Origin of the sequence: Delftia sp. UME58 (genome assembly GCF_014170385.1) — a bacterium.
Taxonomy (GTDB): Bacteria; Pseudomonadota; Gammaproteobacteria; order Burkholderiales; family Burkholderiaceae_C; genus Comamonas; species Comamonas acidovorans.
This window is the reverse complement of sequence record NZ_LZZV01000080.1, coordinates 1-25,364: the sequence shown is the minus strand read 5'-3', so window position 1 is coordinate 25,364 and position 25,364 is coordinate 1. Positions and strand designations below refer to the sequence as shown.

Annotated in this window: 23 protein-coding genes; 11 read left to right on the top strand and 12 right to left on the bottom strand. The window is 66.6% G+C overall.

Translation table 11 applies throughout. The features are described 5' to 3' along the window. Window positions 1–9 precede the first annotated feature (9 nt). From A9976_RS19800 to A9976_RS19765, 8 genes are all read right to left on the bottom strand, one after another. Entirely contained in the window at window positions 10–834 is an 825-nt protein-coding gene (locus A9976_RS19800) for an ABC transporter ATP-binding protein (protein WP_183020419.1), read from the bottom strand. Between the two features lie 3 nt (window positions 835–837). Beyond that, a complete protein-coding gene (locus tag A9976_RS19795; RefSeq protein WP_183020418.1) occupies window positions 838–2,202 on the bottom strand; it encodes a branched-chain amino acid ABC transporter permease in 1,365 nt (454 codons plus the stop codon). Between the two features lie 4 nt (window positions 2,203–2,206). Continuing rightward, window positions 2,207–3,160, bottom strand: a complete 954-nt coding sequence (locus tag A9976_RS19790) for a branched-chain amino acid ABC transporter permease (RefSeq protein WP_183020417.1) — start codon at window positions 3,158–3,160, stop codon at window positions 2,207–2,209. 52 nt (window positions 3,161–3,212) lie between these two features. Then, window positions 3,213–4,448, bottom strand: coding sequence for a branched-chain amino acid ABC transporter substrate-binding protein (locus A9976_RS19785; RefSeq protein ID WP_183020416.1), 1,236 nt, complete (start codon window positions 4,446–4,448; stop codon window positions 3,213–3,215). A gap of 388 nt (window positions 4,449–4,836) precedes the next feature. Further along, the gene (locus A9976_RS19780; RefSeq protein ID WP_183020415.1) at window positions 4,837–6,072 is read right to left on the bottom strand and encodes a branched-chain amino acid ABC transporter substrate-binding protein; all 1,236 of its coding nucleotides are present in this window, start codon (window positions 6,070–6,072) and stop codon (window positions 4,837–4,839) included. Between the two features lie 169 nt (window positions 6,073–6,241). Then, window positions 6,242–7,879 (bottom strand): 3-(methylthio)propionyl-CoA ligase, encoded by a 1,638-nt coding sequence (locus tag A9976_RS19775; protein ID WP_183020414.1) that lies wholly within the window; start codon window positions 7,877–7,879, stop codon window positions 6,242–6,244. 111 nt (window positions 7,880–7,990) lie between these two features. Further along, window positions 7,991–9,826 (bottom strand): CocE/NonD family hydrolase, encoded by a 1,836-nt coding sequence (locus tag A9976_RS19770; RefSeq protein WP_183020413.1) that lies wholly within the window; start codon window positions 9,824–9,826, stop codon window positions 7,991–7,993. Between the two features lie 58 nt (window positions 9,827–9,884). Then, a complete protein-coding gene (locus tag A9976_RS19765) occupies window positions 9,885–11,597 on the bottom strand; it encodes a carboxylesterase/lipase family protein (protein WP_183020412.1) in 1,713 nt (570 codons plus the stop codon). A 190-nt stretch (window positions 11,598–11,787) separates the two neighbouring features. Here A9976_RS19765 and A9976_RS19760 point away from each other — a divergent pair, with 190 nt between their 5' ends. From A9976_RS19760 to A9976_RS19735, 6 genes are all read left to right on the top strand, one after another. Next, complete coding sequence (locus A9976_RS19760; protein WP_183020411.1) at window positions 11,788–12,804, top strand: AraC family transcriptional regulator; 1,017 nt, start codon at window positions 11,788–11,790, stop codon at window positions 12,802–12,804. A 69-nt stretch (window positions 12,805–12,873) separates the two neighbouring features. Further along, on the top strand, window positions 12,874–14,412 hold the full coding sequence (locus A9976_RS19755; protein WP_183020410.1) for a YdiU family protein: 1,539 nt from the start codon (window positions 12,874–12,876) through the stop codon (window positions 14,410–14,412). Then, window positions 14,409–14,822, top strand: coding sequence for a peptide-methionine (R)-S-oxide reductase MsrB (gene msrB / locus A9976_RS19750; protein WP_012205139.1), 414 nt, complete (start codon window positions 14,409–14,411; stop codon window positions 14,820–14,822). Before A9976_RS19755 ends, msrB begins: the two co-directional genes overlap by 4 nt. Window positions 14,823–14,941: 119 nt before the next feature. Then, a complete protein-coding gene (locus tag A9976_RS19745) occupies window positions 14,942–15,541 on the top strand; it encodes a septation protein A (RefSeq protein ID WP_183020409.1) in 600 nt (199 codons plus the stop codon). After that, window positions 15,538–15,819, top strand: a complete 282-nt coding sequence (locus A9976_RS19740) for a BolA family transcriptional regulator (RefSeq protein ID WP_183020408.1) — start codon at window positions 15,538–15,540, stop codon at window positions 15,817–15,819. Before A9976_RS19745 ends, A9976_RS19740 begins: the two co-directional genes overlap by 4 nt. Window positions 15,820–15,900: 81 nt before the next feature. Further along, complete coding sequence (locus A9976_RS19735; RefSeq protein ID WP_183020407.1) at window positions 15,901–16,686, top strand: peptidylprolyl isomerase; 786 nt, start codon at window positions 15,901–15,903, stop codon at window positions 16,684–16,686. Window positions 16,687–16,864: 178 nt separating this feature from the next. Here A9976_RS19735 and A9976_RS19730 read toward each other — a convergent pair whose 3' ends face one another. Together A9976_RS19730 and A9976_RS19725 are read right to left on the bottom strand one after the other, a co-directional pair. Continuing rightward, on the bottom strand, window positions 16,865–19,060 hold the full coding sequence (locus tag A9976_RS19730) for a TonB-dependent siderophore receptor (protein ID WP_183020406.1): 2,196 nt from the start codon (window positions 19,058–19,060) through the stop codon (window positions 16,865–16,867). Between the two features lie 114 nt (window positions 19,061–19,174). After that, a complete protein-coding gene (locus tag A9976_RS19725; protein WP_012205134.1) occupies window positions 19,175–19,939 on the bottom strand; it encodes an ankyrin repeat domain-containing protein in 765 nt (254 codons plus the stop codon). Between the two features lie 201 nt (window positions 19,940–20,140). On the opposite strand from A9976_RS19725, the gene A9976_RS19720 reads away from it, so the two are divergent. Next, window positions 20,141–20,617 carry an SH3 domain-containing protein gene (locus A9976_RS19720; RefSeq protein WP_183020405.1) on the top strand — a complete coding sequence of 159 codons (477 nt, stop codon included), beginning with the start codon at window positions 20,141–20,143 and terminating at the stop codon, window positions 20,615–20,617. A 34-nt stretch (window positions 20,618–20,651) separates the two neighbouring features. Here A9976_RS19720 and thiD read toward each other — a convergent pair whose 3' ends face one another. After that, complete coding sequence (gene thiD / locus A9976_RS19715) at window positions 20,652–21,533, bottom strand: bifunctional hydroxymethylpyrimidine kinase/phosphomethylpyrimidine kinase (RefSeq protein WP_183020404.1); 882 nt, start codon at window positions 21,531–21,533, stop codon at window positions 20,652–20,654. Window positions 21,534–21,887: 354 nt separating this feature from the next. On the opposite strand from thiD, the gene A9976_RS19710 reads away from it, so the two are divergent. The 4 genes from A9976_RS19710 to thiE all read left to right on the top strand — a co-directional run bounded on the left by A9976_RS19710 (window position 21,888) and on the right by thiE (window position 25,100). Further along, window positions 21,888–23,006: an FAD-dependent oxidoreductase gene (locus A9976_RS19710; protein WP_183020403.1), complete on the top strand. Its 1,119-nt coding sequence runs from the start codon at window positions 21,888–21,890 to the stop codon at window positions 23,004–23,006. 119 nt (window positions 23,007–23,125) lie between these two features. Then, complete coding sequence (thiS, locus tag A9976_RS19705) at window positions 23,126–23,323, top strand: sulfur carrier protein ThiS (RefSeq protein ID WP_183020402.1); 198 nt, start codon at window positions 23,126–23,128, stop codon at window positions 23,321–23,323. 32 nt (window positions 23,324–23,355) lie between these two features. Beyond that, window positions 23,356–24,165: a thiazole synthase gene (locus tag A9976_RS19700; RefSeq protein ID WP_183020401.1), complete on the top strand. Its 810-nt coding sequence runs from the start codon at window positions 23,356–23,358 to the stop codon at window positions 24,163–24,165. 11 nt (window positions 24,166–24,176) lie between these two features. After that, window positions 24,177–25,100: a thiamine phosphate synthase gene (thiE, locus tag A9976_RS19695; RefSeq protein ID WP_183020400.1), complete on the top strand. Its 924-nt coding sequence runs from the start codon at window positions 24,177–24,179 to the stop codon at window positions 25,098–25,100. 42 nt (window positions 25,101–25,142) lie between these two features. On the opposite strand, the gene A9976_RS19690 is transcribed toward thiE, so the two are convergent. Continuing rightward, on the bottom strand, window positions 25,143–25,364 hold a 222-nt coding region (locus A9976_RS19690; RefSeq protein WP_183020399.1), incomplete at its 5' end, for an integrase core domain-containing protein.

The following is a 25,364-nucleotide window of genomic DNA, read 5'->3' as shown; positions in this document are numbered from 1 at the left end:
CGTGCTCCCTCAATGTGCACCAGCTTGTTGATCCGCCACGGACGAGCCCAGATAGGCCTCCTGCACGCGCGGATTGGCACGCACGGCCTCCGGCGTGTCGTAGGCGATGACTTCGCCGTAGACCACGACGGCGATCTTGTCGGCCAGGCCGAAGACCACGCCCATGTCGTGCTCCACGGTCAGCAGGGTCTTGCCTTCGGTGACCTTCTTGATCAGCTGGATGAAATGGGCCGTTTCGCTGTTGCTCATGCCGGCCGTGGGCTCGTCAAGCAGGATGACGCCGGCGCCGCCGCCGATGGTGATGCCGATCTCCAGCGCGCGCTGCTCGGCATAGGTCAGGTTCACCGCCAGCGTGTCGCGCTTTCTGTGCAGGCCGATCATCTCCATCAGCTCATCGGCGCGGGCGTTGGCATCGCGCAGCTTCGACAGGAAGCGCCAGCAGCTGTAGCGGTAGCCCAGGCTCCACAGCACGCTGCAGCGCAGGTTCTCGAACACGCTGAGCTTGGGAAAGATGTTGGTGATCTGAAAGCTGCGAGACAGCCCCATGCGGTTGATTTCATAGGGCTTCTTGCCGTCGATGCGCTGGCCGTTGAGCAGCACCTGCCCGCTGGTGGGCTCGAAGCGGCCGCTGATCAGGTTGAACAGCGTGCTCTTGCCCGCGCCGTTGGGGCCGATGATGGCCACGCGCTCGCCGGGCTTCACGGCCAGTTGGGCGCCGCGGATGATCTCGGCCTTGCCGAAACGCTTGTGCAGGTCGCGCAGCTCCAGCGCATAGGTGGCCTCGCCGGCCGCCGCGGCGGCGGTGCCTGGTCGTTCGATTGCAATGCTGGACATGGCTCAGCCCTCCCCTCGCTTGATGGCTTCTTCGATCTCTTCCTGGATGCGCTCCCAGCGCCGCAGGCACCAGCGCCTGGTCACTTCCAGCAGGCCCAGGCCCACGACGAAGATGGCAACGGCCACGGTCCAGGTCGATGCCGAGCTGGTATCGAGCTGCACGCCCATGAACGAGACCTGGGGACCCAGGGCCGCATTGAGCTGCAGGTGGTAGATCATCTCGACGATGGCTGCGCCGCCCACGATCATGACCAGGGCGCTGGCCGCAATGGCCAGGTAGGGCTGGGCCAGCCGGCGCCACTTGCCGAAGCGCGCAACGCGCAGGTTCATCATGATCAGGCTGGCCACGCCGCCGGGCGCATACATCACCATCAGCAGGAACACCAGGCCCAGGTAAAGCAGCCAGGCCTTGGTCAGCTCCGACAGCAGCACCGAGGCCAGCACCAGCAGCACGGCACCGATGATGGGTCCGAAGAAGAAGGTGGCTCCGCCCAGGAAGGTGAACAGCAGGTACGAGCCCGAGCGCATGACGCTCACGCTGTCCATGGCCGTGATGATCTCGAAGTTGATGGCCGCAAGCCCCCCGCCCACGCCCGCGAAGAAGCCCGCGATGATGAAGGAGAAGTAGCGCACGCGCTGCGTGTTGTAGCCCACGAACTCCACGCGCTCGGGGTTGTCGCGCACGGCGTTGAGCATGCGCCCCAGCGGCGTGCCCGTGAAGGCGAACATGGCGGCCGTGCAGATGAAGCAGTAGGCGGCGATCAGGTAGTACACCTCCATGCCCGAGCCGAAGGTCAGCCCGAAGAAGGGCTTGCCATAGACGCGGTCGGTGGTGATGCCGCCCTCGCCCCCGAAGAACTCGGGGAACATCAGCGCCATGGACGCCACCAGCTCGCCGATGCCCATGGTGATCATGGCGAACGTGGTGCCCGACTTCTTGGTGGTCACATAGCCCAGCAGGGCCGCGAAGAACATGCCGCCCAGGCCGCCGATGATGGGAATCAGCACCAGCGGAATGCCCCAGTCGCCGGAGCTGGCCCGGTTCATCGCATGGATGGCGATGAACGAGCCCAGCCCCGTGTAGACCGCATGGCCGAAGCTCAGCATGCCGCCCTGCCCCAGCAGGATGTTGTAGGACAGGCAGATGATGATGAGATAGCCGATCTGGCTGAGCATGGTCAGCGCCAGGCTGCTGGTGAACACCAGCGGCGCGACGATCAGCGCCAGGGCGAAGGCGCCCCAGATCAGGATGCGGCCGATGTTGAGCGGCTGGAAGCTGTAGTGGCGCCCTGCGCCCGCAGCCCCCGAAGCGCCCGGAACGCCTTTTGCGGCAGTGGATGTCATGGTCGTTTTGGTGATCGAGGACATGGCGTCAATCTCCCCGCGTGCCCAGGAGGCCCTTGGGCCGGAAGATGAGGATCAGCACCAGGAACAGGTAGGGCAGGATGGGCGCCACCTGGGAAATGGTGAGCTTGAGCAGTGGCCAGCCAAAGGTCTGTTCGCCGACCGGGCTGCCCAGCGAGGTCAGCACGCTGGCCAGCGACCAGTCGATGGCCACGGCAAAGGTCTGCACGACGCCGATCAGCAGCGAGGCCACGAAAGCCCCCGCCAGCGAGCCCATGCCGCCGACCACCACCACCACGAAGATGATGGAGCCGACCGACATGGCCATGGCCGGCTCGGTCACATAGGTGTTGCCGCCGATGACGCCGGCCAGCCCCGCCAGCGCGCAGCCGCCGCCGAACACCATCATGAACACGCGCGGCACGTTGTGGCCCAGCGCCTCCACCATCTCGGGGTTCTTGAGCGCAGCCTGGATGACCAGGCCGATGCGCGTGCGCGTCAGCAGCAGCCAGACGGCCACCAGCATCAGCAGCGCCAGCAGCATCACGAAGGAGCGCGAGCGCGGGAACTGCGTGCCGTACAGCGTGAACAGCGGGCCCTGCAGCGCGGGCGGCAGGCCGTAGGGCACGGTGCCCCGGCCCCAGACCAGCTGCACCATCTCCAGGATGAGATAGGACAGGCCGAAGGTCACGAGCAGTTCGGGCACATGGCCGTACTTGTGCACGCGGCGCAGGCTGTAGCGCTCGAACATGGCGCCCAGCGCGCCCACCAGCAGGGGCGCGACGAACAGCGCGCCCCAGAAGCCGATGATGCCGCTGAGCGTGTAGCCGAAGTACGCGCCCAGCATGTAGAAGCTGGTGTGGGCGAAGTTGAGCACGCCCATCATGCTGAAGATCAGCGTCAGCCCCGAGCTGAGCATGAACAGCAGCAGTCCATAGCTCACGCCATTGAGCAGCGATATGGTGAAGAACTCAAGCGTCATCGAAAGGCCTTGGTCTCGGTGCGTTGGGGACAGGGAGCGGTGCGGGCCGCTCTCAGGACGGGCGCTTCATCTGGCAGGAGGTGGGCGTGCTGGCCACGTAGGGCTCGTAGTACTTCACCGGGGCGAAGGTGTAGCCCGTGTTCTCTGCGTCATACGGGTTCTTGCCGCCGGCCTTTTCCCAGCGCGTGATGTACAGGCCCTGCTGCAGCTGGTGGTCGCTCTTGCGCATCTCCACTTCGCCGTTGAAGCTCTTGAGCTTCATGCCCTCCAGCGCGGCCGCCACCTTGACGGGGTCGGTGCCGCCGGTCTTGACGAAGGCCGCGTCCAGCAGCGCGAACACGTGGTAGATCGAGCTTTGCGTGAGGTCGTCGTTCATCTTCTTCTTGAACTCGGCCATCAGCGGCTGGATGGCGCCGCCCATGTTGTAGTGGCCATAGCCCACGGTATAGACCTTGCCGTCGGAGGCCGCGCCCATGGCCGTGGGCGAGCCCGAGCCGAAGGCGTAGTAGGTGTAGAACTTGACGTTGTTCAGGCCCGCGTCGTTGGCGGCCTTGAGCAGCAGCGACAGGTCCGAGCCCCAGTTGCCCGTGATCACCGTATCGGCGCCCGATTGCTTGATCTTGGCGATGTAGGGTGCGAAGTCGCGCACCTGGGCCAGCGGCGCGAAGTCGTCGCCCACCACCTGCACGTCGGGCCGCTTGGCCTTGAGCATTTCCTTGGCGTATTTGGAGACCTGCTGGCCGTGCGAGTAGTTCTGGTTGATCAGGTAGACCTTCTTGATCTCGGGCACGTCCTTCATGTAGGTGGTCAAGGCCTCCATCTTCATGGAGGTATCGGCATCCAGGCGGAAGTGCCAGTAGCTGCACTTGCTGTTGGTGAGGTCCGGGTCCACGGCCGCGTAGTTGAGGTAGACGACCTCCTTGCCCTTGTTGCGCGCGTTGTGCTTTTCCAGCGCATCCATGATGGCCAGGGCCGGGCCCGAGCCGTTGCCCTGCACCACGTAGCGTGCGCCCTGGTCCATGGCCGAACGCAGCACGGCCGTGGTCTCCTGCGGGCTGAGCTTGTTGTCCAGCGGGATGATCTCGAACTTCACGCCCGAGGCATTTTTCCTGTTGAACTCCTCGGCCATCAGCTGGAAGGTCTTGAGCTGGTTCGTGCCCACGGCGGCCATCAGACCCGACAGCGGATCGATCCAGCCGATCTTCACCGTCTCGCCCTTTTGCGCCCAGGCGCCCGATGCACAGGCCAGCATGGCCGAGGCGGCCACCGAATGCACGATCCACTTCATTTTTCTGTCTCCTTTTTCCGGTTGATTCGTATATCTGTATTGGCGCCAGACTAACGCCTGAATGACAATTTCCCTCTGGGGAATGCCTTAGAAACTATCGCGCATGCGACTTGGCTGCGGCCCTGGACACATTGGCGACAGATCGCCATCGATCAGGCCAGAAAACCGTGTTTTGCCTGATTTCGGGCAAAAAAAGGGGCGCCTCGCGCCCCTTTGCGAAGTAATGCGTTCTCCCGTATATCAATGAGCCATGGCGATCAGCCAGAAACAGGCCTGTCGCAACGATGAGGCACCGAGGAAGGGCCGCCCCGCACCGAGGGTGCCGTCCCCCTCCCGCGAAGCGAGAGAGGGGGAAGCGGCGCAGCCGCTCAGGGGGAGGCTTTTCATTTCAGGAGGGTCGCTTCATCTCACAGGATGTCGGCGTGCTGGCCACATAGGGCTCGTAGTACTTCACGGGCACGAAGGTGTAGCCGGTGTTCTCCGAATCCATGGGGTACTTGCCGCCGGCCTTTTCCCAGCGCGCGATGAACAGGCCCTGCTGCAGCTGGTGGTCGCTCTTGCGCATCTCCACTTCGCCGTTGAGGCTGTTGAACTTCATGCCTTCCATGGTGGCCGCCACCTTGGCCGGGTCCGTGGTCTTGGCGCGCAGGAAGGCCTGGTCCAGCATGGTCAGGCCCGAGTACAGCGAGCCCGTGTACATGTCGTCGTTGAACTTGGCCTTGTAGCCCTTGGTGATGCGGTCCAGCGGGCCGGGCAGGTTCATGTGGCCGTAGCCCACCATGTAGACCTTGTCGGCGGCGGCCGCGCCCATGGCCGTGGGCGCGCCGGTGGCGATGGCGTAGTAGGTGTAGAACTTGACGTTGTTCAGGCCCGCGTCGCTGGCGGCCTTGATCAGCAGCGCCAGGTCCGAGCCCCAGTTACCCGTGATCACCGAGTCGGCACCCGACTGCTTGATCTTGGCGATGTAGGGCGCGAAGTCGCGCACCTGGGCCAGCGGCGAGAAGTCGTCGCCCACGATTTCCACGTCGGGGCGCTTGCGCTTGAGCATCTCCTTGGCGTATTTGGAGACCTGCTGGCCGTGCGAGTAGTTCTGGTTGATCAGGTAGACCTTCTTGATCTCGGGCACGTCCTTCATGTAGGTGGTCAAGGCCTCCATCTTCATGGAGGTATCGGCATCCAGGCGGAAGTGCCAGTAGCTGCACTTGCTGTTGGTCAGGTCCGGGTCCACGGCCGCGTAGTTGAGGTAGACGACCTCCTTGCCCTTGTTGCGCGCGTTGTGCTTTTCCAGCGCATCCATGATGGCCAGGGCCGGGCCCGAGCCATTGCCCTGGAAGACGTAGCGCACGCCCTGGTCCATGGCCGAGCGCAGGGCTGCCGTGGTTTCCTGCGGGCTGAGCTTGTTGTCGATGCCGATGATCTCGAACTTCACGCCCGAGGCCGTGCCCTTGTTGAGCTCCTCGGCGATGTACTGCAGGCTCTTGAGCTGGTTGGACCCCAGCGCGGCCATGAGGCCGGACAGCGGGTCGATCCACGCAACCTTCACCGTCTCGCCCTTCTGGGCCATGGCGCCCGTGGCGCAAGCCAGGGCCAGGGATGCCGTCAATGCCTTGATCGCAAACTTCATGAAGCGTCTCCTCTTGTGGTGGTTTCTGGGCGAGGCCCAGGGTAATGGCCCATGTGCCCTGCCCTGATCGGTGATTGCCCCTAGCGGCTATCGCCGACGAGACTCGGACCGGCCGCCCCGGCCAGGACATGCCCCCGCATGCCCTGGCCCGGTGGCCGCCCGCAACGGCTCAAAGCCCCGGCAGCCGGTAGCCGGCCAGCTGCTCGCGCAGCCGGGTCTTGAGCATTTTTCCGGTGGCGCCCAGCGGAATGGCATCGACGAAGACCACGTCGTCGGGGATCTGCCACTTGGCGGTCTTGCCTTCGTAGAACTTGAGCAGTTCCTCGCGCGTCACCTCGGCACCGGGCTTCTTCGCCACGGCGACGATGGGGCGCTCGTCCCACTTGGGATGCGGCATGCCGATGCAGGCGGCCATGGCCACGGCCGGGTGGGCCATGGCGATGTTCTCTATGTCGATGGAGCTGATCCACTCGCCGCCGGACTTGATCACGTCCTTGCTGCGGTCGGTGATCTGCATGAAGCCGTCCGGGTCGATGGTGGCCACGTCACCCGTGGGGAACCAGCCGCGGCCCTGCGCGTCCTTGACCAGCGGGCTTTCGCCCTTGAAGTAGCTGTCCACGATCCAGGGGCCACGCACCAGCAGGTCGCCATAGCTCTTGCCGTCCCAGGGCTGGTCCGTGCCGTCGCTGTCCACGATGCGCATGTCCACGCCATAGATGGCGCGGCCCTGCTTTTGCAGGATCTTCATCTGCTCGTCCTTGGGCAGCTGCAGCTGCTTGTTCTTGAGCGTGCACAGCGTACCCAGCGGGCTCATCTCGGTCATGCCCCAGGCATGCAGCACCTCCACGCCGAAGTCGTCCTGGAAGGCCGTGATCATGGCCGGCGGGCAGGCGGAGCCGCCGATCACCGTGCGCTTGAGCGTGGAAAACCGCAGCCCGTTGGGCTTGATGTGGCCCAGCAGCATCTGCCAGACCGTGGGCACGCCGGCCGCGTAGGTGACGCCCTCGGCCTCGATCAGTTCGAACAGCGACTTGCCGTCCAGCGCCGGGCCGGGAAACACCAGCTTGCAGCCCGTGAGCGCGGCCGAGTAGGGAATGCCCCAGGCGTTGACGTGGAACATGGGCACGACGGGCAGCACCGAGTCGCGCGCCGATATGCACATCACATCGGGCAGCGCGGCCGCGTAGGCGTGCAGCGTGGTGGAGCGGTGGCTGTACAGCACCGCCTTGGGGTTGCCCGTGGTGCCGCTGGTGTAGCACATGCTGGAGGCCGTGTTCTCGTCGAATTCGGGCCACTGGTACTGGTCGGACTGGCCGGCGATCCAGGCCTCGTAGCTGACCAGGCCCGGAATGCCGCTGTCGGCGGGCAGGCGGTCCGCATCGCACAGCGCCACCCACTGGCGCACCGTGGGGCATTTGGCATGCACGGCCTGGATGATGGGCAGGAAGGTCAGGTCAAAGCACATGACGCGGTCTTCCGCGTGGTTGATGATCCACGCCACCTGGTCGGGGTGCAGGCGCGGATTGACCGTATGCAGCACGCGGCCCGAGCCGCTGACGCCGAAGTACATCTCCATGTGGCGGTAGCCGTTCCAGGCCAGCGAGGCCACGCGGTCGCCGGGCTGCAGGCCCAGGCCGTCCAGCGTGTTCGCCAGCTGGCGCGAGCGCCGTGCCAGGTCGCGGTACGTGTAGCGATGGATATCGCCCTCCACCCTGCGCGAGACGATCTCCGCATCGCCATGGTGGCGGTCGGCGAAGTCGATCAGCGACGAGATCAACAGTGGTTGGCTTTGCATCAGACCCAGCATCTAAAGGCTCCTAAGGTGATTGAACTTCGTGAACGTCGTGAACTGCGGACCGCGGATCCGCACGAGGCCGGGGCCCCGGTGCGCGATGCCGCTGTCCGCATGGAGGGTGGCTCAGGCCGGCGCCCTGGGGCCGATCCCGGCAGGGACAGGCGCATCGTTTTTCCGGCATGGTTGACGCATTGTCTTGTCGCAACTCGGCAGCGTCCTCGCATGCTCGTATGGGATATACCCTAGGACGATGCTGGAGGCGTGCGCCGCGTCATGCCACAGCGTGTTCGTGGACGGCGTCTTGTCGTTGCCGAAGATCCAGTATCCGGTCTGAGATGGCGAATCGACTGTCACGCGAATGCTTGAACCGGCACGGAACACATGCGCGAACTTCTGGATCTCCACCCGCATCAACTGGGGCTGGCCGGCAACCAGTGGCACATCCTTGTCCCGTGTGTAGGCACCCCAGGGACGCAGCGCCGTGGATCGGCTCTCGTCGAGCGCACGCTTGGAGGCACGCAGCCAGCCGCGCTGCACGAACATTTCCTGCCCGTCCGGCCTTACCTCGGACACGGTGACCTGGATGTCGGTATTGGCGGCCGTGGCGCTGAGCCACAGGTCGGCCGAGCCTTCGCCATAGAAACTCAGGTCCTGCGGCAGGGCCGCCGTGGTGAAGACCAGTTGGCCATCCTTTTCCGACGCGGGCACGGCGGGCCAGCCTTCGGCCGCCGGGTTGTTCACCTGCGGACTCAGGGCCGGATAGCGGTAGCTGGACGAAGCCGTGCCTGAGGCGGGCACGCTGTCGCCCAGCACCTGGCCCGGCTGCATCCACAGGCGCAGCGGCTTGACGGGGACGGGCAGCCGGTCAAAGCGTGCCTCGCCCGTGGGCATGAGCTTGGCGCCGCCATTGGGGGCCTTGGCGTCCGTGGTCTGCATCTCCTGCAGCAGGCGCACGCGCGGCTCCTTGTCGAAGCCGTTGTCCTCGCCCTTGACGAATCGCGCCAGGAAGCGCTTCAGGGTCTGGTCGATATGGTCCGAGGTGATGTTCGTATGGTGGTCGCCGTTGGAGCTGACCAGCCACATCTTGTCGGGTGCAATGGTGTCCTCGTAATAGCCCGAGCGCGGGCCGATCTGCTCGTCCTGCCAGGACTGCGTTCCCAGCGTGGGGATATTGATCTTGCCGCTCTGGAACATGGCGCTGCGCTCCAGGTACAGGCCATCGGCATAGGGGTTGTCCAGCCACTTGATCAGGTCCAGCTCGGGCCGCTTGATCTTCTCGATGTTGTCGGCCACGGTCTTGGCGCATTCCGTGTCGCCGCCGTTCTTCACGGCCAGGTCGGCGGCCGTGCGCCAGATGCGCGGGAAGCCGTTCCACCACTGCGCCGGAAAGCCGATGTTGGCAATGCCGCCCGGATAGCCCACGTCGCGGTAGGGATCGCCCACGTTCTTGCTGGGCGTGATCGCCAGCAGCCCCTTGGGCCGGTGTGCCGCCACCCACAGCTGGTTGTAGCCCGAGTAAGAGTAGCCGATCATGCCGATGCGGCCGTTGGACCAGGCCTGCCGCCCGGCCCACTCGATGGCAAAGGCCCCGGCCGCGCCCACGGTGGCGTCGAACACCCGGTCTTCCCCCGTGGAGCAGCCCGTGCCCGGCACGTTCAGCCCCATGACCGCATAGCCTTCCCTGGTCCAGGGACTGCTGATGTTGGGGTACGAGCCCGAGATATAGCCGTCGTACTCGACCAGCAGCGGGAACGGACCCTGCCCCTCGGGCAGCAGCAGCGAGTAACGCATCCTGCTGCCGTCCGGCAGGGTGATGTAGCCCGATTGCTGACCCGGCCCCATGGGCGCGGGCATGCCGGACGAGCCTCCTCCGCAGGCGGCCAGGCCCACGGCGGCGGCCGCAATGGCCCCCGCCAGCGGCCAGCGCCAGGCATGTGTGAAAACGGTCTTGACTGTCATGGGTACTTGTCTCCTTCGTTGTTGTTGGCTATCTCTTGGGGCTTGCTCGCCTGCCCTCTCACTGCAATCGGATGCTGGTCGCGCCCGGCTCGGCGTCGAAGATCAGGCTGGATGGCCAGGGCTTCCAGGTCTGGCCAAGGGCCGCGTTCTGCGGATTGCCCGTCTGCATGAAGGCCTTGAGGCTGGCCATCATGGCGTTCGACAGCGCCAGCCGGCCCGGCGCATTCGCCGTGCTGTTGGTCACGCGGGAGAACACGGACGGCCCGAAGTTGCCGAAGAGAAAGGGCAGATCGAACGCATGGGCCGCGCCGTAGACGGTGTTCCAGGGCGCGGGCTGGCGCGCCCAGTCGAAGCGGTAGCTCCAGACCTCGGCCTGCTGGGTGCGCAGCGTATTGAGCAACTGGTCGCGGCTGGGATCGGCGAACAGATGGGTAAGCTGCGCCATGCGGGCGTTGTAGCCGGTGACCGGCGTATCGACGGGCAGGTAGGCGGCATCGATGATGTCGGCCAGGCCCGGCGCGTTCGGCGACTGCGCATCGAAGGACTGCATCATGCGAAAGCGCGCCGCATCGTCGATCCTGAAGCCCGGCCTGCCGCCCAGCGCCGCCAGCAGCGGCGCGAACAGCTTGCCCTCCTCGGCCGTGTAGCCGGCCATCACCGGCATGCGGTTGTATCGGCCCGCAGCCAGCGCGGCCATGGGGTCGGTGGGCAGCAGCAGGCCGTCGGGAATCGGTCCCGCGCCCGTCAGGCCCTTGGCCACCAGGGTCTGCAGCAGCACGCGCGCATCCTTGCCGCGCAGATAGGAAGCAACCTGTGCCGGCGTCCAGCCGGCGGACACCGCGGCCGCAGCCGCCACATCGGCAGCCAGGCCATCGGCCACCATCAGATGGGCCAGCAGCAGCGCGGACTGGGTGGCGTAGGCCGAAGCCGGCTTGAGCGTGGCCAGCACGCCGGCCGGCAGGTTGGAGGGCAGCGACAGCCCGCCGCTGACCGGCACCAGCCTGTGGAACAGGCCGCGCGCCGACTCTGCCGCCAGCAGCGCCAGCACATTGGTGGCACCCGCCGACTGGCCCATGAGGGTGACATTGCCCGGATCGCCGCCAAAGCCCGCGATGTTGCGCTGCACAAAGCGCAGCGCCTGCAGGTTGTCCAGCAGCGCGAAGTTGCCCGTGGCCGGCGCGCCGGCCTGCATCTGCGGCATGTGCATGTAGCCCAGGATGTCCAGCCGGTAATTGGCCGTCACCACCACGGCATTGGCGGCGCGCGCCAGGGCCGCGCCGTCATACAGCGGATCGGCCGTATAGCCCGAGATGGCGCTGCCGCCGTGGATGAACACCAGCACCGGCAGCTTCTCGGCGCCGCTGGCCGGGCGCCAGATGTTGAGCGTCAGGCAGTCCTCGCTGCCCACGGGCTGGCCCAGGGTGGAGGCGATGGTGTCGTCGAAGCGGTTGTTGGCTCCCGGGCCGTACATGCGCCCGATCTGCAGGCAGGCATTGCCGAACTGGCGCGCCTCGCGCACGCCCTCCCAGGCCTTGGGCTCGGCCGGCGGCTGCCAGCGCAGCGCGCCCACGGGCGCCTGGGCAAAGGGCACGCCCTTCCAGTAATAGGTGCCGGTGGCGGCGCCGTCGTCCACGCCGCGCAAGGGGCCGTAGACCGTCTCGCGCAGTTCGGGTCCGCCGCCGCCCGAGCCGCCGCAGGCCGCGAGCCACAATGCCATTGAAGCCACGGCCAGGCGTATGCCGCCGGCCATCCACCGCTGTCCTGTGCGCATGCTTGTCTCCTGAATGGTTTTTGGGGTTTCCCGTATGGGCCGCGCCGGGCCCATGGGTCACACTGCGCAGTCGTTCGCCGCGCTGCAAAAATTCTAGGAACAGCGCGGCAAAACGCCGCTATCGCAACCACGCCAAAACAGTGACTTCAGAACGCAAACAGCGCCCCGAATGGCCCAGGAAAACCCGGCCATGACAACGCAGCGCAGCAGCTCCGCCGCCTGGGTGCGCGGCATCCTGGACATGATGGCCACCGAAGGGCTGGCCCCGCAAAGCCTGTGCGCCGCAGCCGACATCGACCTTGCCGCACTGCAGCATTCGCAGGCCCGTACCGATGTGGACCGAGTGAGCCGGCTCTGGGAGCTGGCCGTGGCCCAGTCCGCCAATCCCACGCTGGGGCTGGACCGGCAACTGGCCGCGCGCCACGGCAACATCGATCTGGTCGGCTACTCGCTGGCTTCGGGCCCGCACCTGCTGGCCGGCTTCCGCGACCTGGAACGCCACATGGCCGTGATCTCGGACGCAACGTCCTTCACGCTGGAGCGCGATGCGCGCGGCTACTGGCTGTCCATACACCACATCGGCGCCACAAGGCCCGTGCCGCGCCAGCGCGTGGAGTTCGCCGTGCTCACGCTGCTGGTGCTGTGCAACTGGCTGACGCGGCGCGATGTCCGGCCGCTGGCCGTGGAATTCATGGCCGAGGCGCCCGCCCCCTCGCACGAGGCCGCCTACCGCGCGGCCTTCGGCCTGCTGCCGCGCTTCGGCGAGGACGCGAACCGCTTCCTGCTGTCCGAGGCCGACCTGCTCGCCCCCATTCCCACGCACAACCCCGAACTGCTGGCACTGCACGAAAAGCTGGTCGAAACCGAACTCGACCACCTGGGCCAGGCCGGCGTGGGCGCGCGCGTGCGCCATGAGATTGCACGCCTGCTGCCCCAGGGCGAGCCGCGCCGCGAAGACGTGGCCGGCCTGCTGGGCCTGACCGACCGCACCTTGCAGCGCCGCCTGCAGGCCGAAGACACCAGTTACCAGCAACTGCTGGACGAAACCCGGCGCGAGCTGGCCCTGCAGTACCTGGGCGAGCCACGCCGCAGCCTGGCCGAGGTGGCCGACCTGCTGGGCTTTGTGGACCAGAGCAACCTCTTTCGCGCCTGCCGCCGCTGGTTCGGCATGCCGCCGGGCCAGTACCGGCAGCAACTGCGTGCGTGAATGCATGGGGTGAATGCGCGCATGAACCTTGCGCCCCACGGGGCATAGGCGCTGGGGGACAATTCCCGCATGAACCTGCATGCTGCCGCCGAAGGCCAGGCTCCGGCGACCTCCCCACGCCCTCACATCTCCTGGCAAGACGGCTTCGCCGCCCTGGGCCCGGACTTCTTCACCCATCTGCGCCCCACGCCGCTGCCTGAGCCGCACTGGATTGCCGCCAGCACCGGCACCGCCGAGCTGCTGGGCCTGGACCCGCAATGGCTGGCCTCCGACGAGGCCCTGCAGGCGCTCACCGGCAATGCCGTACTGCCCGGCAGCCAACCGCTGGCCAGCGTCTACAGCGGCCACCAGTTCGGCGTCTGGGCCGGCCAGCTTGGCGACGGCCGTGCCATCCTCCTGGGCGAAACGACCTCGGGCCAGGAGATCCAGCTCAAGGGCGCGGGCCGCACGCCCTATTCGCGCATGGGCGACGGACGTGCCGTGCTGCGTTCGTCCATCCGCGAGTTTCTGTGCAGCGAGGCCATGCACGCCCTGGGCATTCCCACCACGCGCGCGCTGAGCCTCACCGGATCGCCCGCCCCCATTCGCCGCGAAGAGATCGAGACCGCCGCCGTGGTGGCGCGCGTGGCGCCCAGCTTCATACGCTTTGGCCACTTCGAGCACTTTGCGGCACGCGACCAGATAGCGCCTCTGCGCCAACTCGCCGACTACGTGATCGACCGCCATTACCCCGAATGCCGCACGGCCGAGGCACTGGCCGGCAACGCCTACGCCAACTTTCTGCAGGCCGTGAGCGAGCGCACGGCGCGGCTGCTGGCACACTGGCAGGCCGTGGGCTTTTGCCATGGCGTGATGAACACCGACAACATGAGCATCCTGGGACTGACCATCGACTACGGGCCATTCCAGTTCCTCGATGCCTTCAACCCCGGCCACATCTGCAACCACAGCGACACCCAGGGCCGCTACGCCTTCAACCGCCAGCCCCAGGTGGCCTACTGGAACCTCTACTGCCTGGGCCAGGCCCTGCTGCCGCTGATCGGCGAAGAGGAACTGACCATTGCGGCGCTGGAGTCGTACAAGCAGGTCTTCCCGCAGGCCTATGGCGCCCTCATGCTGCGCAAGCTGGGCCTGCCCGAAGATGCGCCAGGCACGCCGCCCGCCGAGGGGCGCTTTGCCGCCCTAGTGAACCCGCTGCTGCAGCTCATGGCCGACAACGCGGTGGACTACACCATCTTCTTCAGCCGCCTGACCGATGCGGTGGCTGCCGGTGCCGGTGCCGGCACGGACCTCGACCTCGAGCCCGTGCGCGACCTGGTGCTGGACCGCGAGGCCTTCGACCGCTGGGCAAACCTTTACGCACGGCACCTGGCAGGCACGGATGCCGCGGCGGCCGCTGCTTTGATGCAAGAATCGAACCCGCGATTCGTGCTGCGCAACCACCTGGGCGAGATGGCCATCCGCGCCGCAAAGGCGGGCGACTTCGATCCCGTGCGCCAATTGCTGGCCGTGCTGCAGACTCCGTTCGCCCCCCACGCCGAGCATGCCGAATGGGCAGGCTTCCCGCCCGACTGGGCTTCCTCCATCGAGATCAGCTGTTCATCATGAGCTTTCCCATCCACAAGACCGAACAGGAATGGCAGGCCGAGCTGCAGGCCAAGGGCGCCGAACCGGCCGCCTTCCAGGTGACACGCCATGCAGCCACCGAGCGCCCGTTCACCGGCCGCTATGAGCAGTTCTGGGCCGATGGCAGCTACCACTGCATCTGCTGCGGCAGCAAGCTGTTCGACTCCGACACCAAGTTCGACGCCGGCTGCGGCTGGCCCAGTTTCGACCGCGCCATCCCCGGCGCCATCACCGAAATCGTGGACCGCAGCCATGGCATGGTGCGCACCGAAACCGTCTGCAGCCAGTGCGGCGCCCATCTGGGCCATGTGTTCCCCGATGGCCCGTCCGATACGGGACTGCGCTATTGCATGAACTCCGCATCCCTGGAATTCGAGCCTCCAAAGGCCTAGGCACGCAAAAACCCCAGGCAGGCGCGGCCCGGCACCCATGCTTGGCCAGCCCGCTGCGCCACAATGCGCCTGCCAAGCTCAGGCCCCATGCCTGACTCCAAGCCCATCGAAACCTTCCAATGAAGTTACTGATCGACTTTTTCCCCATCATCCTGTTCTTCGTCGCCTTCAAGGTCTGGGGCATCTATACGGCAACGGCCGTGGCCATCGTCGCCACCATCGCCCAGATCGCCTATCTGCGCGTGCGCCACGGCAAGGTCGAGCCCATGCAATGGGTGAGCCTGGGCGTGATCGTGCTGTTCGGCGGAGCCACCTTGCTGGCCCACAACGACACCTTCATCAAGTGGAAGCCCACCGTGCTGTACTGGCTCATGGGCAGCGCACTGTTGATAGGCCAGCTGGTGTTCCGCAAGAACCTGCTGCGCTCGGTCATGGGCGCACAGCTGCAACTGCCCGACAACGCATGGCGCACCCTGAACTGGAGCTGGGCGGCGTTCTTCGCGGTCATGGGCGCGCTCAACCTGGTCATCGCCTACCGCTTCGACACCGACACCTGGGTCAACTTCAAGCTGTTCGGCGGCATGGGGCTGATGCTGGTCTTCGTGATCGGCCAGGCCATCTACATGAGCCGCTTCATGCAGGAAGACAAGGGCGAGGCAGCAGCCGCTACGCCCGACGTCCTGCCCCCGTCCGGCGTGCAGCAGGACAAGCAGCCATGAGCACCCCCGCCCATCCGCTGCCCATCACCGCCGAAGCCATGCAGGCCGTGCTGCACGAGCGCCTGGCCCCCGATCACCTGGAAGTGATCGACGAGAGCCACCAGCACGCCGGCCATGCGGGCGCCAATGGCACCGGCTTCGGCACGCATTTCCGCGTGCGCATTGCGTCACCTTTGTTTCAAGGCAAGCCGCGCGTGGCACGCCATCGCCTTGTGTATGATGCGCTGCAAGACTTCATCGACCAGGGCGCACACGCCATCGCCATCGAGGTTCTTTGAACTTTTACAGGCTCCGACGATTCGGAGCCTGTTGCGTATCCGCGCTATAGAATCAATTTTTCCTTCATATCTGGAATTCGCATGAAAAAACAGCTTCTGACCAGCCTGGTGACTGCCGCCGTGCTGAGCACCGCAGCCCTGTCCGCCTCGGCCCAGAACATCGCCGTCGTCAACGGCAAGGCTGTGCCCAAGGCACGCGCCGAAGCGCTCAAGCAACAGATCGAGCAAAGCGGCCGCCCCGTGACGCCCGAGCTGGAAGGGCAGATCAAGGAAGAAGTCATCGCCCGCGAGATCTTCATGCAGGAAGCCAACAAGCGCAGCCTGGCCAACAGCGAAGCCTACAAGCAGCAGATGGAACTGGCCCGCCAGACCATCCTGATCCGCGCGCTGTTCGAGGACTTCCAGAAGAAGAACCCCGTGACCGACGCCGAAGCCAAGGCCGAGTACGACAAGGCCGTCGCTGCCAACAGCGGCAAGGAATACAAGGCCAGCCACATCCTGGTCGAGTCGGAAGACCGCGCCAAGGCCATCATTGCCGAGATCAAGGCCGGCAAGAAGTTTGAAGACATCGCCAAGAAGGAGTCCAAGGACCCCGGATCCGGCGCCCGTGGCGGTGACCTCGACTGGGCCAACCCCGGCAACTACGTGCCTGAGTTCTCCGAAGCCCTGGTCAAGCTCGAAAAGGGTGGCATGACCCAGGAGCCGGTCAAGACCCAGTTCGGCTATCACATCATCCGCCTGGACGACGCACGTCAGGCAGAGCTGCCCAAGTTCGAGGAAGTCAAGCCCCAGATCGTGCAGCAGCTGCAACAGCAAAAGCTGGCGCAATTCCAGGAATCGCTGCGCGAAAAGGCCAAGATCCAGTAAGATGCGTACGAGTCGGCGGTTTTTGCCGCCGGCCTGACCATCACCAGCCCGCCTTGTGCGGGCTCTTTTTTTGTCCGACGACCCTGAAGAAAACAAAAGCTGCCCTCGGAGGGGCAGCTTGCAAGCATTGCTACCTGCGGCCGATACGCTGAGCGTCGGGCCCCGGCAATCCGGCAGTTCAGAACTGGTAGAGCGCCGTCAACCGGACCGTGCGGCCTTCGCCGTATTCGATGGCCGAGGAGCGGGACTGCTCGCCCAGGCGCTGGCGCACGCCGGCCACATAGGCCTTGTTGCCGATGTTGTCGAGATTGAGCCTGAGCTTCCATTGGCGGTTGAGTTCATAGCCGACCATGGCACTGTGCACCCAGTAGGCGGACAGCTTTCCATCGCCAGACGAGGTCACGTTGCGGGTGCCCACGAAGCGCGCCCCATAGCCCACCGTCCAGCCCTCGGGCAGCGCGTAAGTGGTCCACAGGTTCAGTGAATGGCGCGGCGTATTGCCCAGCGCCTGGCCCACACGCGCAGGCTCGTTCAGTGACTTGAGGGTCTTGCTGGCCATGAAGGTGTAGTTGGCGAAGACATCCCATTGCGGCGTCACCTTGCCTGCGGCACCAAGCTCGAGTCCGCGCACGCGCTGCTCTCCGGCCAGCAGATAGCTGCCATCGGCCATCTGCTCGCGGGCATTGGTCTTGTCCACCTGGAACAGGGAGCCGGTCAGTGCCAGCTGGCGGTCCAGCACATCCCACTTGGTCCCCAGTTCCAGGCTGGTGTTCTTCTCGGGTGCCAGCGAGGCCGTGGCCGCATCCAGGCCCGAGCCCGTGGAGACCAGGAATTCCGCGGAAGGGTTGAAGGCCGTGCCGTAGGCCAGGTAGATGCGGCCGTTGTCGGCGGGCTTGAAGCTCAGTGCGGTGCGCCCGCTGAGCCGGCCGTCGGAGCTGTCCACCGAAGTGCGCACGCCAGCGGCATTGGTGGCGTGGGAGCGCCCGTCTATCCAGTCGTAGCGCAGGCCCAGGCCCAGATCCCAGCGCGGACCCAGAGCAATGGAATCGGTGGCATACAGAGCGCGGGTGTCCAGGCTGGTTTCGTTCCTTCCGCTGTTTTGCAGATCCGTGGTGCCGGCCCAGTATCCGGGCGGACGGACCAGCGGGTAGCCGCCGCCAGGGAACTGCCGGGTGATGTTGTAGGAAGAGGTGGTGCGGTCATAGGTCTCGCGCGCGATCTCGAAGCCCGCGACCAGCGTATGGCCCAGGGCGCCGGTATCGAAGTGCCGCGTCAGGTTGGTCTGGTTGATCCACAGGGTGGTGGCCGCATCGCGGCCGTAGGCCTGCGGCCCTGCGGGCCGGTAGTAGCCGGGCTGCATGCCCCGGAGATCGACATGCGAGGCAGAGATCACGGTGTCGCGGCTCAGCCGCGAGTAGCGCGTGAGGTTCTGCAGCCTGGCGCCCGAGCCGAAGTCATGCTCGATCTTCGCGGTCAGGGCATCCTGGCTGATCTTTTCCCGGTCAAGGTTGCGCCAGCCGAAATAGGCATTGCGCGAGACGCCATCGAGCATCTTGCCGCGAAAGGCCGGCACGCCAAAGTCGGGAAGGTTGTCATCGTTCTGGTGGAAGAAGCCGAGAGTCACGCGCGTGGGCGAATTCAATCCCAGAGCCAGCGAGGGTGCCACCCCCCAGCGCCGTTTGAAGATGGTGTCGCGCCCGGCCACGTCGCTGTCATGGCCCATGAGGTTCAGGCGCATGGCGGCCTTGCCGCCAGCCAGCACCCGGTTGGCGTCGAGCGTGAGGCGCCGGTAGCTGGCCATGCCCAGGCCTGCATCGGCCTCGGTGAAGTCATGGGCCTTGGGCTGCTTGCTGATCATGTTGATGCTGCCGCCCGAGGTGCCGGCCCCGCCGAAGACCGAATTGGGGCCCTTGATGACTTCGACCGACTCCATGTTGAAGAGGTCGCTGCGGTTGTTCTGACCGCTGTCGCGCAGCCCGTCGATCTGCAGGTTGGCATTGGCGCTGAAGCCGCGGATGTTGATGCTGTCGCCCGAGCCAGCACCGCCCTCGCCCGCGTTGAAGGTGATGCCGGACACATTGGACAGCGCCTGCTGCAGGCTCAGGGCGTTCTGTTCCTGGAGCACCTGCCCTGGCACCACGGTGATGGTCTGGGGCACATCCAGCAGCGGCTTGGCGTACTTGGCCGAGCCGGATGCCTCGGTACGCGAGCCCGTGGTGCGCGGTCCCGAAACGGTGACCGGCGCCAGCTGGACCTGGCGATCCTCAGGGATCACCTCCTGCGCGTGCGCGGGTGTGACCAGCGCCGCAGCAAGGGCGGAATACAGGCAGGAGTGAGGGGTGGAGACAAACGGTCTGGTACTTGAAGTGCGCATGGCAATGGCCCTTGATGTAAATGACAATCATTTGCATCAATAGACATCCAGGACAATCAGACCCGTCCGGTTCTGCAGCTCCAGACCCGGTTTGCGGCGTTTCGCAGGCGCCGCTCAGCGCGCTCCCGCCTCCTGCAGCAGCCGCTCCACCTCATGCTGGCTGCGCTGGCGGGCGTGGGCCAGGGCCGTGACGCCGTCCTTGTCGGGCAGGCTGAGGTCCGCCTTCGCCGTGATCAGCTGGCGCACGATGTCCTGGTAGCGCGGGCCACCATCGCCCAGCAAAACGGCTTCGAGCAGGCAGGTCCAGCCCAGCCGGTTCACATGGTCGGCCCGCACACCGGCCGCCAGCAAGGCCTGCACGGTATCGACGTGGCCGCGCTCGCAGGCGGGGATCAGCGCCGTGCCGCCGTAGCGGTTGACGCTTTGCAGGTCGGCACCATACGACAGTGTCATGCGCAGGATTTCCAGCCGGCCCAGGGCACCGGCCAGCAGATAGGCGCTGTCCTGCAGGTCGTTCTTGAGATTGGGATTGGCCCCGTGGACCAGCAAGGAGCGCGCAACCTCGACATGGTTGCCGCGCACGGCCAGCAGCAGCGGCGTGTTGCCCTGCGGATCACGCACATCCACCGGCGCGCCGCGCTTGAGCCAGTCGCGCACCTGCAGCGCTTCGCCGGCCTGGGCGGCCGCCAGCAGCGCGGGGCCGAATTCGGGGCGGTTCACCACACCCTCCTGCGCCTTGGCCGCGTCGCGGCCCTCGGCGGCTGCGGCAACGGCCTGGGCCTCCTGCGCCTGGACATCCGCCAGTCCCGCCGCAAGGCAGGCCGTCAGAATCGCCGCGTGCCGGCCCTGCGCGCCGGATCGGGAAACAGCATGGTGCATACAAGCCCTCCTGGAAAACACTGTGGTGCGGCAAGCGTACGGCAAGCCCGGGCGATTGCAGGCGAACCCGGGGTGCCGCCCGTCAGTTTCATTCAGGAACTATAGCGGCATCGCCTGATCCCACGCGCTTTCCCTGGGCTCGGCCCGCGCTGGAAAGTCTCCGCGCGCCAGCCGACCTCGAACGAAAGGAGACCCGTTCCCGTGCCTTGCAATCAACGCCGTGCCGCCCGCTGGCTGGCCGCAGCCGCCACCGCCCTCGCCGTCCTCACCACCACCCTGGCCCCGGCCGTCGCCCATGCGCGCGAGTTCGTCAGCGTCAAGGGCGCCAGCGTCAATGTGCGGCAGCAGCCCACCACCCGCTCGGCCACGCTGTGGGAACTGGGCAAGGGCTATCCGCTGCAGGTGGTGCAGCGCAAGGGCCAGTGGCTGCGCGTCAAGGACAACGAGAGCACGCTGGGCTGGGTGCATGCGCCGCTGACTGGCAAGACCCCGCACATGGTGGTGACCGGGCGCACCGCCAACCTGCGCGCCGGCCCGGGCCAGAACCATCGCGTGGTGGGCAAGCTGGCTGAAATGGAAGTGGTGCGCACGCTCAGGAAACAGGGCTCCTGGGCCCAGGTCCAGCGCGACAACGGCCAAAAGGGCTGGGTGGCGCGCAGCCTGACCTGGGGCTGGTGACCTGGGCTGATTACCTGGACGTCTGGCTGGACGTTCAGCCGTTGACCACGACCTGCGCGCGCGGCGCATAGCCGTGGTTCAGCGGGCCATGGCCGGCGCCCGTGAACACATCGGCACCGGCCGCAATCGCGCCCAGGATGTATTCGCGCGCCTGGGCCACGGCGGCCTCCAGCGGCAGGCCCAGCGCCAGGTGCGAGGCAATCGCCGAAGACAGCGTGCAGCCCGTGCCATGGCCGTTGTGCGTGGCAATACGCTGCGACTGCAGGCGCAGCCGCCGGCCGTTGCCATGGCCCAGCAGGTCCACCACCAGATCGCCCGACAGGTGCCCTCCCTTGAGCAAGGCGGCAGGCGCGCCCAACGCCAGGAGTTCCTGCACGGCGCCGTCCAGTGCATCTATGCCATCAATGGAGTGGCCCAGCAGCAGCGCCGCCTCGTCCAGATTGGGCGTGACCACGGTGGCCAGCGGGAACAGTTCGCGCACCAGCACGGAGGCGGTTTCCGGCGCGATCAGACGGTCGCCGCTGGTGGCCACCATCACGGGGTCCAGCACCACGTTGCGCAGTTGGTGGCGGCGGATGGCATCGGCCACCACCTGCACCACCTCGGGCGTGGCCAGCATGCCGATCTTGACGGCGTCGGCGCCGATGTCCTCGACCACCGCATCGATCTGGCCGCGCAGTATGTCCACGGGAATGCCGTGGATGCCGCTGACGCCCAGCGTGTTCTGCACGGTGATGGCCGTGATGGCCGTCATGCCGTAGCAGCCCAGGGCGCTGCAGGTCTTGAGGTCGGCCTGTATGCCGGCGCCGCCACCGCTGTCCGAGCCCGCGATGATGAGTACGCGGGCATAGCGCTTGCGCGTGGCGGGAGCCGGTTCGGGGGATGCGGCGGTCGAAGGGGAGTGGTCGGCAGTCATGGGCGAAAATTATCACCCATGCGCATGGTCAATACCGGCAGCTGCGGGATGTGCTGTAATGCCTGCTGACGGACGAAACAGGGGTGTCCCGTCGGTGAAACAGGGCCTGGCCCGCCTCACCGATGCGTGACTGAGAAACACCCTGGGGCCCCGGGGCGACCAGCCCCCTGCCGCACAAGCCTGCACCACAGGCATCTTGCCGCGCAGTGCCCCTGCACCCGATCCAGGTCATGCTGGCGTGGGGAGTTTCAATCAATCGGGGTGGTACGCCGCGTTTTGTCCAGCACATGCCCTGTGCGCGGACAGCCGGCCGGCAGTCCCACGGGCATGGGCGCACTTGACCACCAGATGCACATGTCCGTTCTACAAGCTTCTTCCCGCATCGCCATTCTGGGCGGCGGCCTCATGGGCCGGCTGCTGGCGTTGGCGCTGGCCCGTCGCGGCCACGGCATTGCCGTATACGACGCCCACGGCCCAGAAGGCGATGGCGCAGCGGCCCGCGTGGCAGCCGCCATGCTGGCGCCCCTGGCCGAATCGGCCATCACCGAGCCGGGCGTGGTACGCATGGGCCAGCACGGCCTGACGCGCTGGCCCGAACTGCTGGCCCAGCTCGATGCGCCCGTGTTCTTCCAGCAAAACGGCACCCTCATCCTCTGGCACCGCCAGGACGCGGGCGATGCCCAGCGCTTCTTCGGCCTGCTGGAGAAAAACCGCCGCATCAACCCCAGCCTTCCCGCGCTGCAGCCGCTGGCCGACCAGGCCCTGCACGACTGCGAGCCCGCGCTGGAGCGGCGCTTTGCCCAGGCCATGTACCTGCAGGGCGAGGGCCAGCTGGACAATCGCCAGCTGCTGGCCGCGCTCCACGCCACGCTGACCCGCCTGGGCGTGGAGCAGCACTGGAACCAGCCGCGCGAGCTGGCCGACTTCCAACCCGGCACGCCGGGCCAACCCGACTGGGTGCTGGACTGCCGGGGCCTGGGCGCACGCGGCCAGTGGCCTGCGCTGCGCGGCGTGCGCGGAGAGGTGGTGCGCATCCATGCGCCCGAGGTCACGCTGCAGCGGCCCACGCGCCTGATCCATCCGCGCTACCCGATCTACATTGCGCCCAAGGAGGACCACCTCTTCGTCATCGGCGCCACCGAGATCGAGTCCGACGACATGTCGCCGGCCAGCGTGCGCTCCACGCTGGAGCTGCTCAGTGCCGCCTACACCGTGCATCCGGGTTTTGCCGAGGGCCGCATCGTCGAGATCGCCACCCAGTGCCGCCCCACCCTGCCCGACAATCTGCCAGCCGTGCGCTGGAGCGCGCCGCGCGTGATGGAGGTCAACGGCCTGTACCGCCATGGCTTCATGATCGCGCCGGCCATGCTGGACGTGGTGCTGGAGCTGCTCGACGGCGGTGATTCCGAACTGGCCCGCCGCTTCGATGTTGCCGTCGAGCATGCGCCATCGCAGCACAAGGCAGCCGCCTGAACGGCACGCACGGCACTTTCACGCACAACAGACCGGACATGCACGCAGGGTCGCCAGACCCGGCCCTGCCTAAGATCGAACAAGCCTCCGTACCCGCCTTTCGTTTCCCCTCAGCCGCCATGAACATCACCATCAACCAGCAAGCGACCGAACTGCGCGACGGCGCCACCGTGGCCGACGCGCTGGCCCAGCTTGCGCCGCGCCCGCCCTTTGCCGTGGCCATCAACACCGTCTTCGTGCCCAAGGCCCGCTATGCCGAGCAGGCGCTGAACGACGGCGACCGCCTCGAAGTGATCTCGCCCGTGACCGGCGGCTGATGCCCCATCCGACTCTCCCATTGCCTCACGCCATGACGACTTCCGCCTCACCCTCCGACGACAGCCTGGTCCTGTACGGCCAGCGCTTTGACAGCCGCCTGCTGCTGGGCACCTCCCGCTACCCCTCGCCCGCCGTGCTGGAAGCTGCCGTGCAGCGTGCCCGCCCGGCCATGGTCACGGCCTCGCTGCGCCGCCAGGGCAGCAATGCCGCCGAGACCGGCGCCAGCTTCTGGGAGCTGCTCAGAAAGCTCAACGTGCCCGTACTGCCCAACACCGCCGGCTGCATGACCGTGCAGGAAGCCGTGACCACGGCCCAGATGGCGCGCGAGGTCTTCGAGACGCCCTGGATCAAGCTGGAGCTGATCGGCGACGACTACACGCTGCAGCCCGACACGCTGAACCTGGTCGAGGCCGCCTCCATCCTCATCAAGGACGGCTTCCAGGTCCTGCCCTACACCACCGAGGACCTGGTGCTGTGCCAGCGCCTGGTGGATGCGGGCTGCCAGGCCGTCATGCCCTGGGCAGCGCCCATCGGCACGGGCCGCGGCCCCGTCAACCCCTACGCCATGCAGACGCTGCGCGAGCGACTGAAGGTGCCGCTGATCGTGGATGCGGGCCTGGGCCGGCCCTCGCATGCCTGCCAGGTCATGGAATGGGGCTATGACGCCGTGCTGCTGAACACGGCCGTGGCCCTGTCCGAAGACCCGGTGGCCATGGCCGGCGCCTTTGCCGATGCCGTGAACGCCGGCCACGCCGCCCACCGCGCCGGCGCCATGGCCGAGCAATCTGCCGCCCAGCCCAGCACGCCCGTGCTGGGCACGCCGTTCTGGCACCACGGCTGAGGAGACCGGCCATGAGCAACGACTCCATCCAGTCCTGGGCAGATGCCATCGTGCGCCTGCACGGCGCCACCTTCGCCCCTGAAGGCTCCGCCCTGCCCTCCCAGCCCGTGCCGCAGGCACGGAGCCAGGAGCCGGCCTATCTTGCGGCGCTGCAGGCCTGCAGCGCGCTGGGCTTCATTGCCATCGACGCCGAGACGCTGGCCTGCGCCTGGCAGGCGCAGACGCTGCGCAGGGGCCGCTTCGAGGCCTCGCTATGGCCCGACGATCCGCGCGACTTCGGCCTGGAGGGCGCCGATGCGGCACTGGCCTTCCCGGACTGCCCAAGGTCCCTGGGCCTGTACGGCGTGCTGCCCGATGCGCAATGGGTGGGCCGCATGGCCCGCGCCGGTGTCCCCACCGTGCAATTGCGCTTCAAGTCCGAGGACCGCGACGCCATCGCGCGCGAAGTGCGCGCCGCCGTGGCCGCCGTGGAAGGCACGGACGCCCTGCTCTTCATCAACGACCACTGGCGCGAGGCCATCGATGCCGGCGCCTATGGCGTGCATGTAGGCCAGGAAGACCTGGACGGGCTGGCCGGCGCCGACCTGCAGGCCATCCACGCCTCGGGCCTGCGCCTGGGCGTGAGCACGCATGGCTATGCCGAAATGGTGCGTGCCCATGCCGTGCAGCCCAGCTATATCGCACTGGGCGCAGTCTTCCCCACCACGCTCAAGAAAATGGCCACGGCCCCTCAGGGCCTGGCGCGCCTGGGCGCCTATGTGCGCCTGATGCAGCGCTATCCGCTGGTGGCCATAGGCGGCATCTCGGCCGACCAGTTCCCGGCCGTGCGCGCCACGGGCGTGGGCTCGGTGGCCGTGGTGCGGGCGCTGGTCAATGCAGAGGATCCGGAAGCGGCGGCGCATCAGCTGCTCGCAGGCATGCACGCTGCAGACTGAGTTCTTGCTGGGCACCTGACCCGTCCTGCCATAGGTTGACACCTATGAAGGACACCGATCCGGCGTAATCCAGCCGGCCAGAGACGCCCGATGAACCTCATCGGGCGTTTTCAATTTTAGGGACAGGTGCGGTCTTTCCTGGTTGTAGATCTGCACGGCCTGCTGGACCATCCGGCTGGCCTGGGCCAGATCGGCAGGCCGATGCAGCAGGAACTCCATCTTCAAGATCCCGTTGACGCGCTCGGCCAGCGCGTTCTGATAGCA

Coding starts and splice junctions, on each gene's coding strand:
- A9976_RS19785 (WP_183020416.1), bottom strand. CDS start 4,448: ATGAAGTGGATCGTGCATTCGGTGGCCGCCTCGGCCATGCTGGCCTGT.
- A9976_RS19700 (WP_183020401.1), top strand. CDS start 23,356: ATGACGACTTCCGCCTCACCCTCCGACGACAGCCTGGTCCTGTACGGC.
- A9976_RS19735 (WP_183020407.1), top strand. CDS start 15,901: ATGAAAAAACAGCTTCTGACCAGCCTGGTGACTGCCGCCGTGCTGAGC.
- A9976_RS19780 (WP_183020415.1), bottom strand. CDS start 6,072: ATGAAGTTTGCGATCAAGGCATTGACGGCATCCCTGGCCCTGGCTTGC.
- thiS (WP_183020402.1), top strand. CDS start 23,126: ATGAACATCACCATCAACCAGCAAGCGACCGAACTGCGCGACGGCGCC.
- A9976_RS19725 (WP_012205134.1), bottom strand. CDS start 19,939: ATGCACCATGCTGTTTCCCGATCCGGCGCGCAGGGCCGGCACGCGGCG.
- A9976_RS19770 (WP_183020413.1), bottom strand. CDS start 9,826: ATGACAGTCAAGACCGTTTTCACACATGCCTGGCGCTGGCCGCTGGCG.
- A9976_RS19730 (WP_183020406.1), bottom strand. CDS start 19,060: ATGCGCACTTCAAGTACCAGACCGTTTGTCTCCACCCCTCACTCCTGC.
- thiD (WP_183020404.1), bottom strand. CDS start 21,533: ATGACTGCCGACCACTCCCCTTCGACCGCCGCATCCCCCGAACCGGCT.
- A9976_RS19790 (WP_183020417.1), bottom strand. CDS start 3,160: ATGACGCTTGAGTTCTTCACCATATCGCTGCTCAATGGCGTGAGCTAT.
- A9976_RS19800 (WP_183020419.1), bottom strand. CDS start 834: ATGTCCAGCATTGCAATCGAACGACCAGGCACCGCCGCCGCGGCGGCC.
- A9976_RS19775 (WP_183020414.1), bottom strand. CDS start 7,879: ATGCTGGGTCTGATGCAAAGCCAACCACTGTTGATCTCGTCGCTGATC.
- A9976_RS19795 (WP_183020418.1), bottom strand. CDS start 2,202: ATGTCCTCGATCACCAAAACGACCATGACATCCACTGCCGCAAAAGGC.
- A9976_RS19710 (WP_183020403.1), top strand. CDS start 21,888: ATGTCCGTTCTACAAGCTTCTTCCCGCATCGCCATTCTGGGCGGCGGC.
- thiE (WP_183020400.1), top strand. CDS start 24,177: ATGAGCAACGACTCCATCCAGTCCTGGGCAGATGCCATCGTGCGCCTG.
- A9976_RS19760 (WP_183020411.1), top strand. CDS start 11,788: ATGACAACGCAGCGCAGCAGCTCCGCCGCCTGGGTGCGCGGCATCCTG.
- A9976_RS19745 (WP_183020409.1), top strand. CDS start 14,942: ATGAAGTTACTGATCGACTTTTTCCCCATCATCCTGTTCTTCGTCGCC.
- msrB (WP_012205139.1), top strand. CDS start 14,409: ATGAGCTTTCCCATCCACAAGACCGAACAGGAATGGCAGGCCGAGCTG.
- A9976_RS19755 (WP_183020410.1), top strand. CDS start 12,874: ATGAACCTGCATGCTGCCGCCGAAGGCCAGGCTCCGGCGACCTCCCCA.
- A9976_RS19765 (WP_183020412.1), bottom strand. CDS start 11,597: ATGCGCACAGGACAGCGGTGGATGGCCGGCGGCATACGCCTGGCCGTG.
- A9976_RS19740 (WP_183020408.1), top strand. CDS start 15,538: ATGAGCACCCCCGCCCATCCGCTGCCCATCACCGCCGAAGCCATGCAG.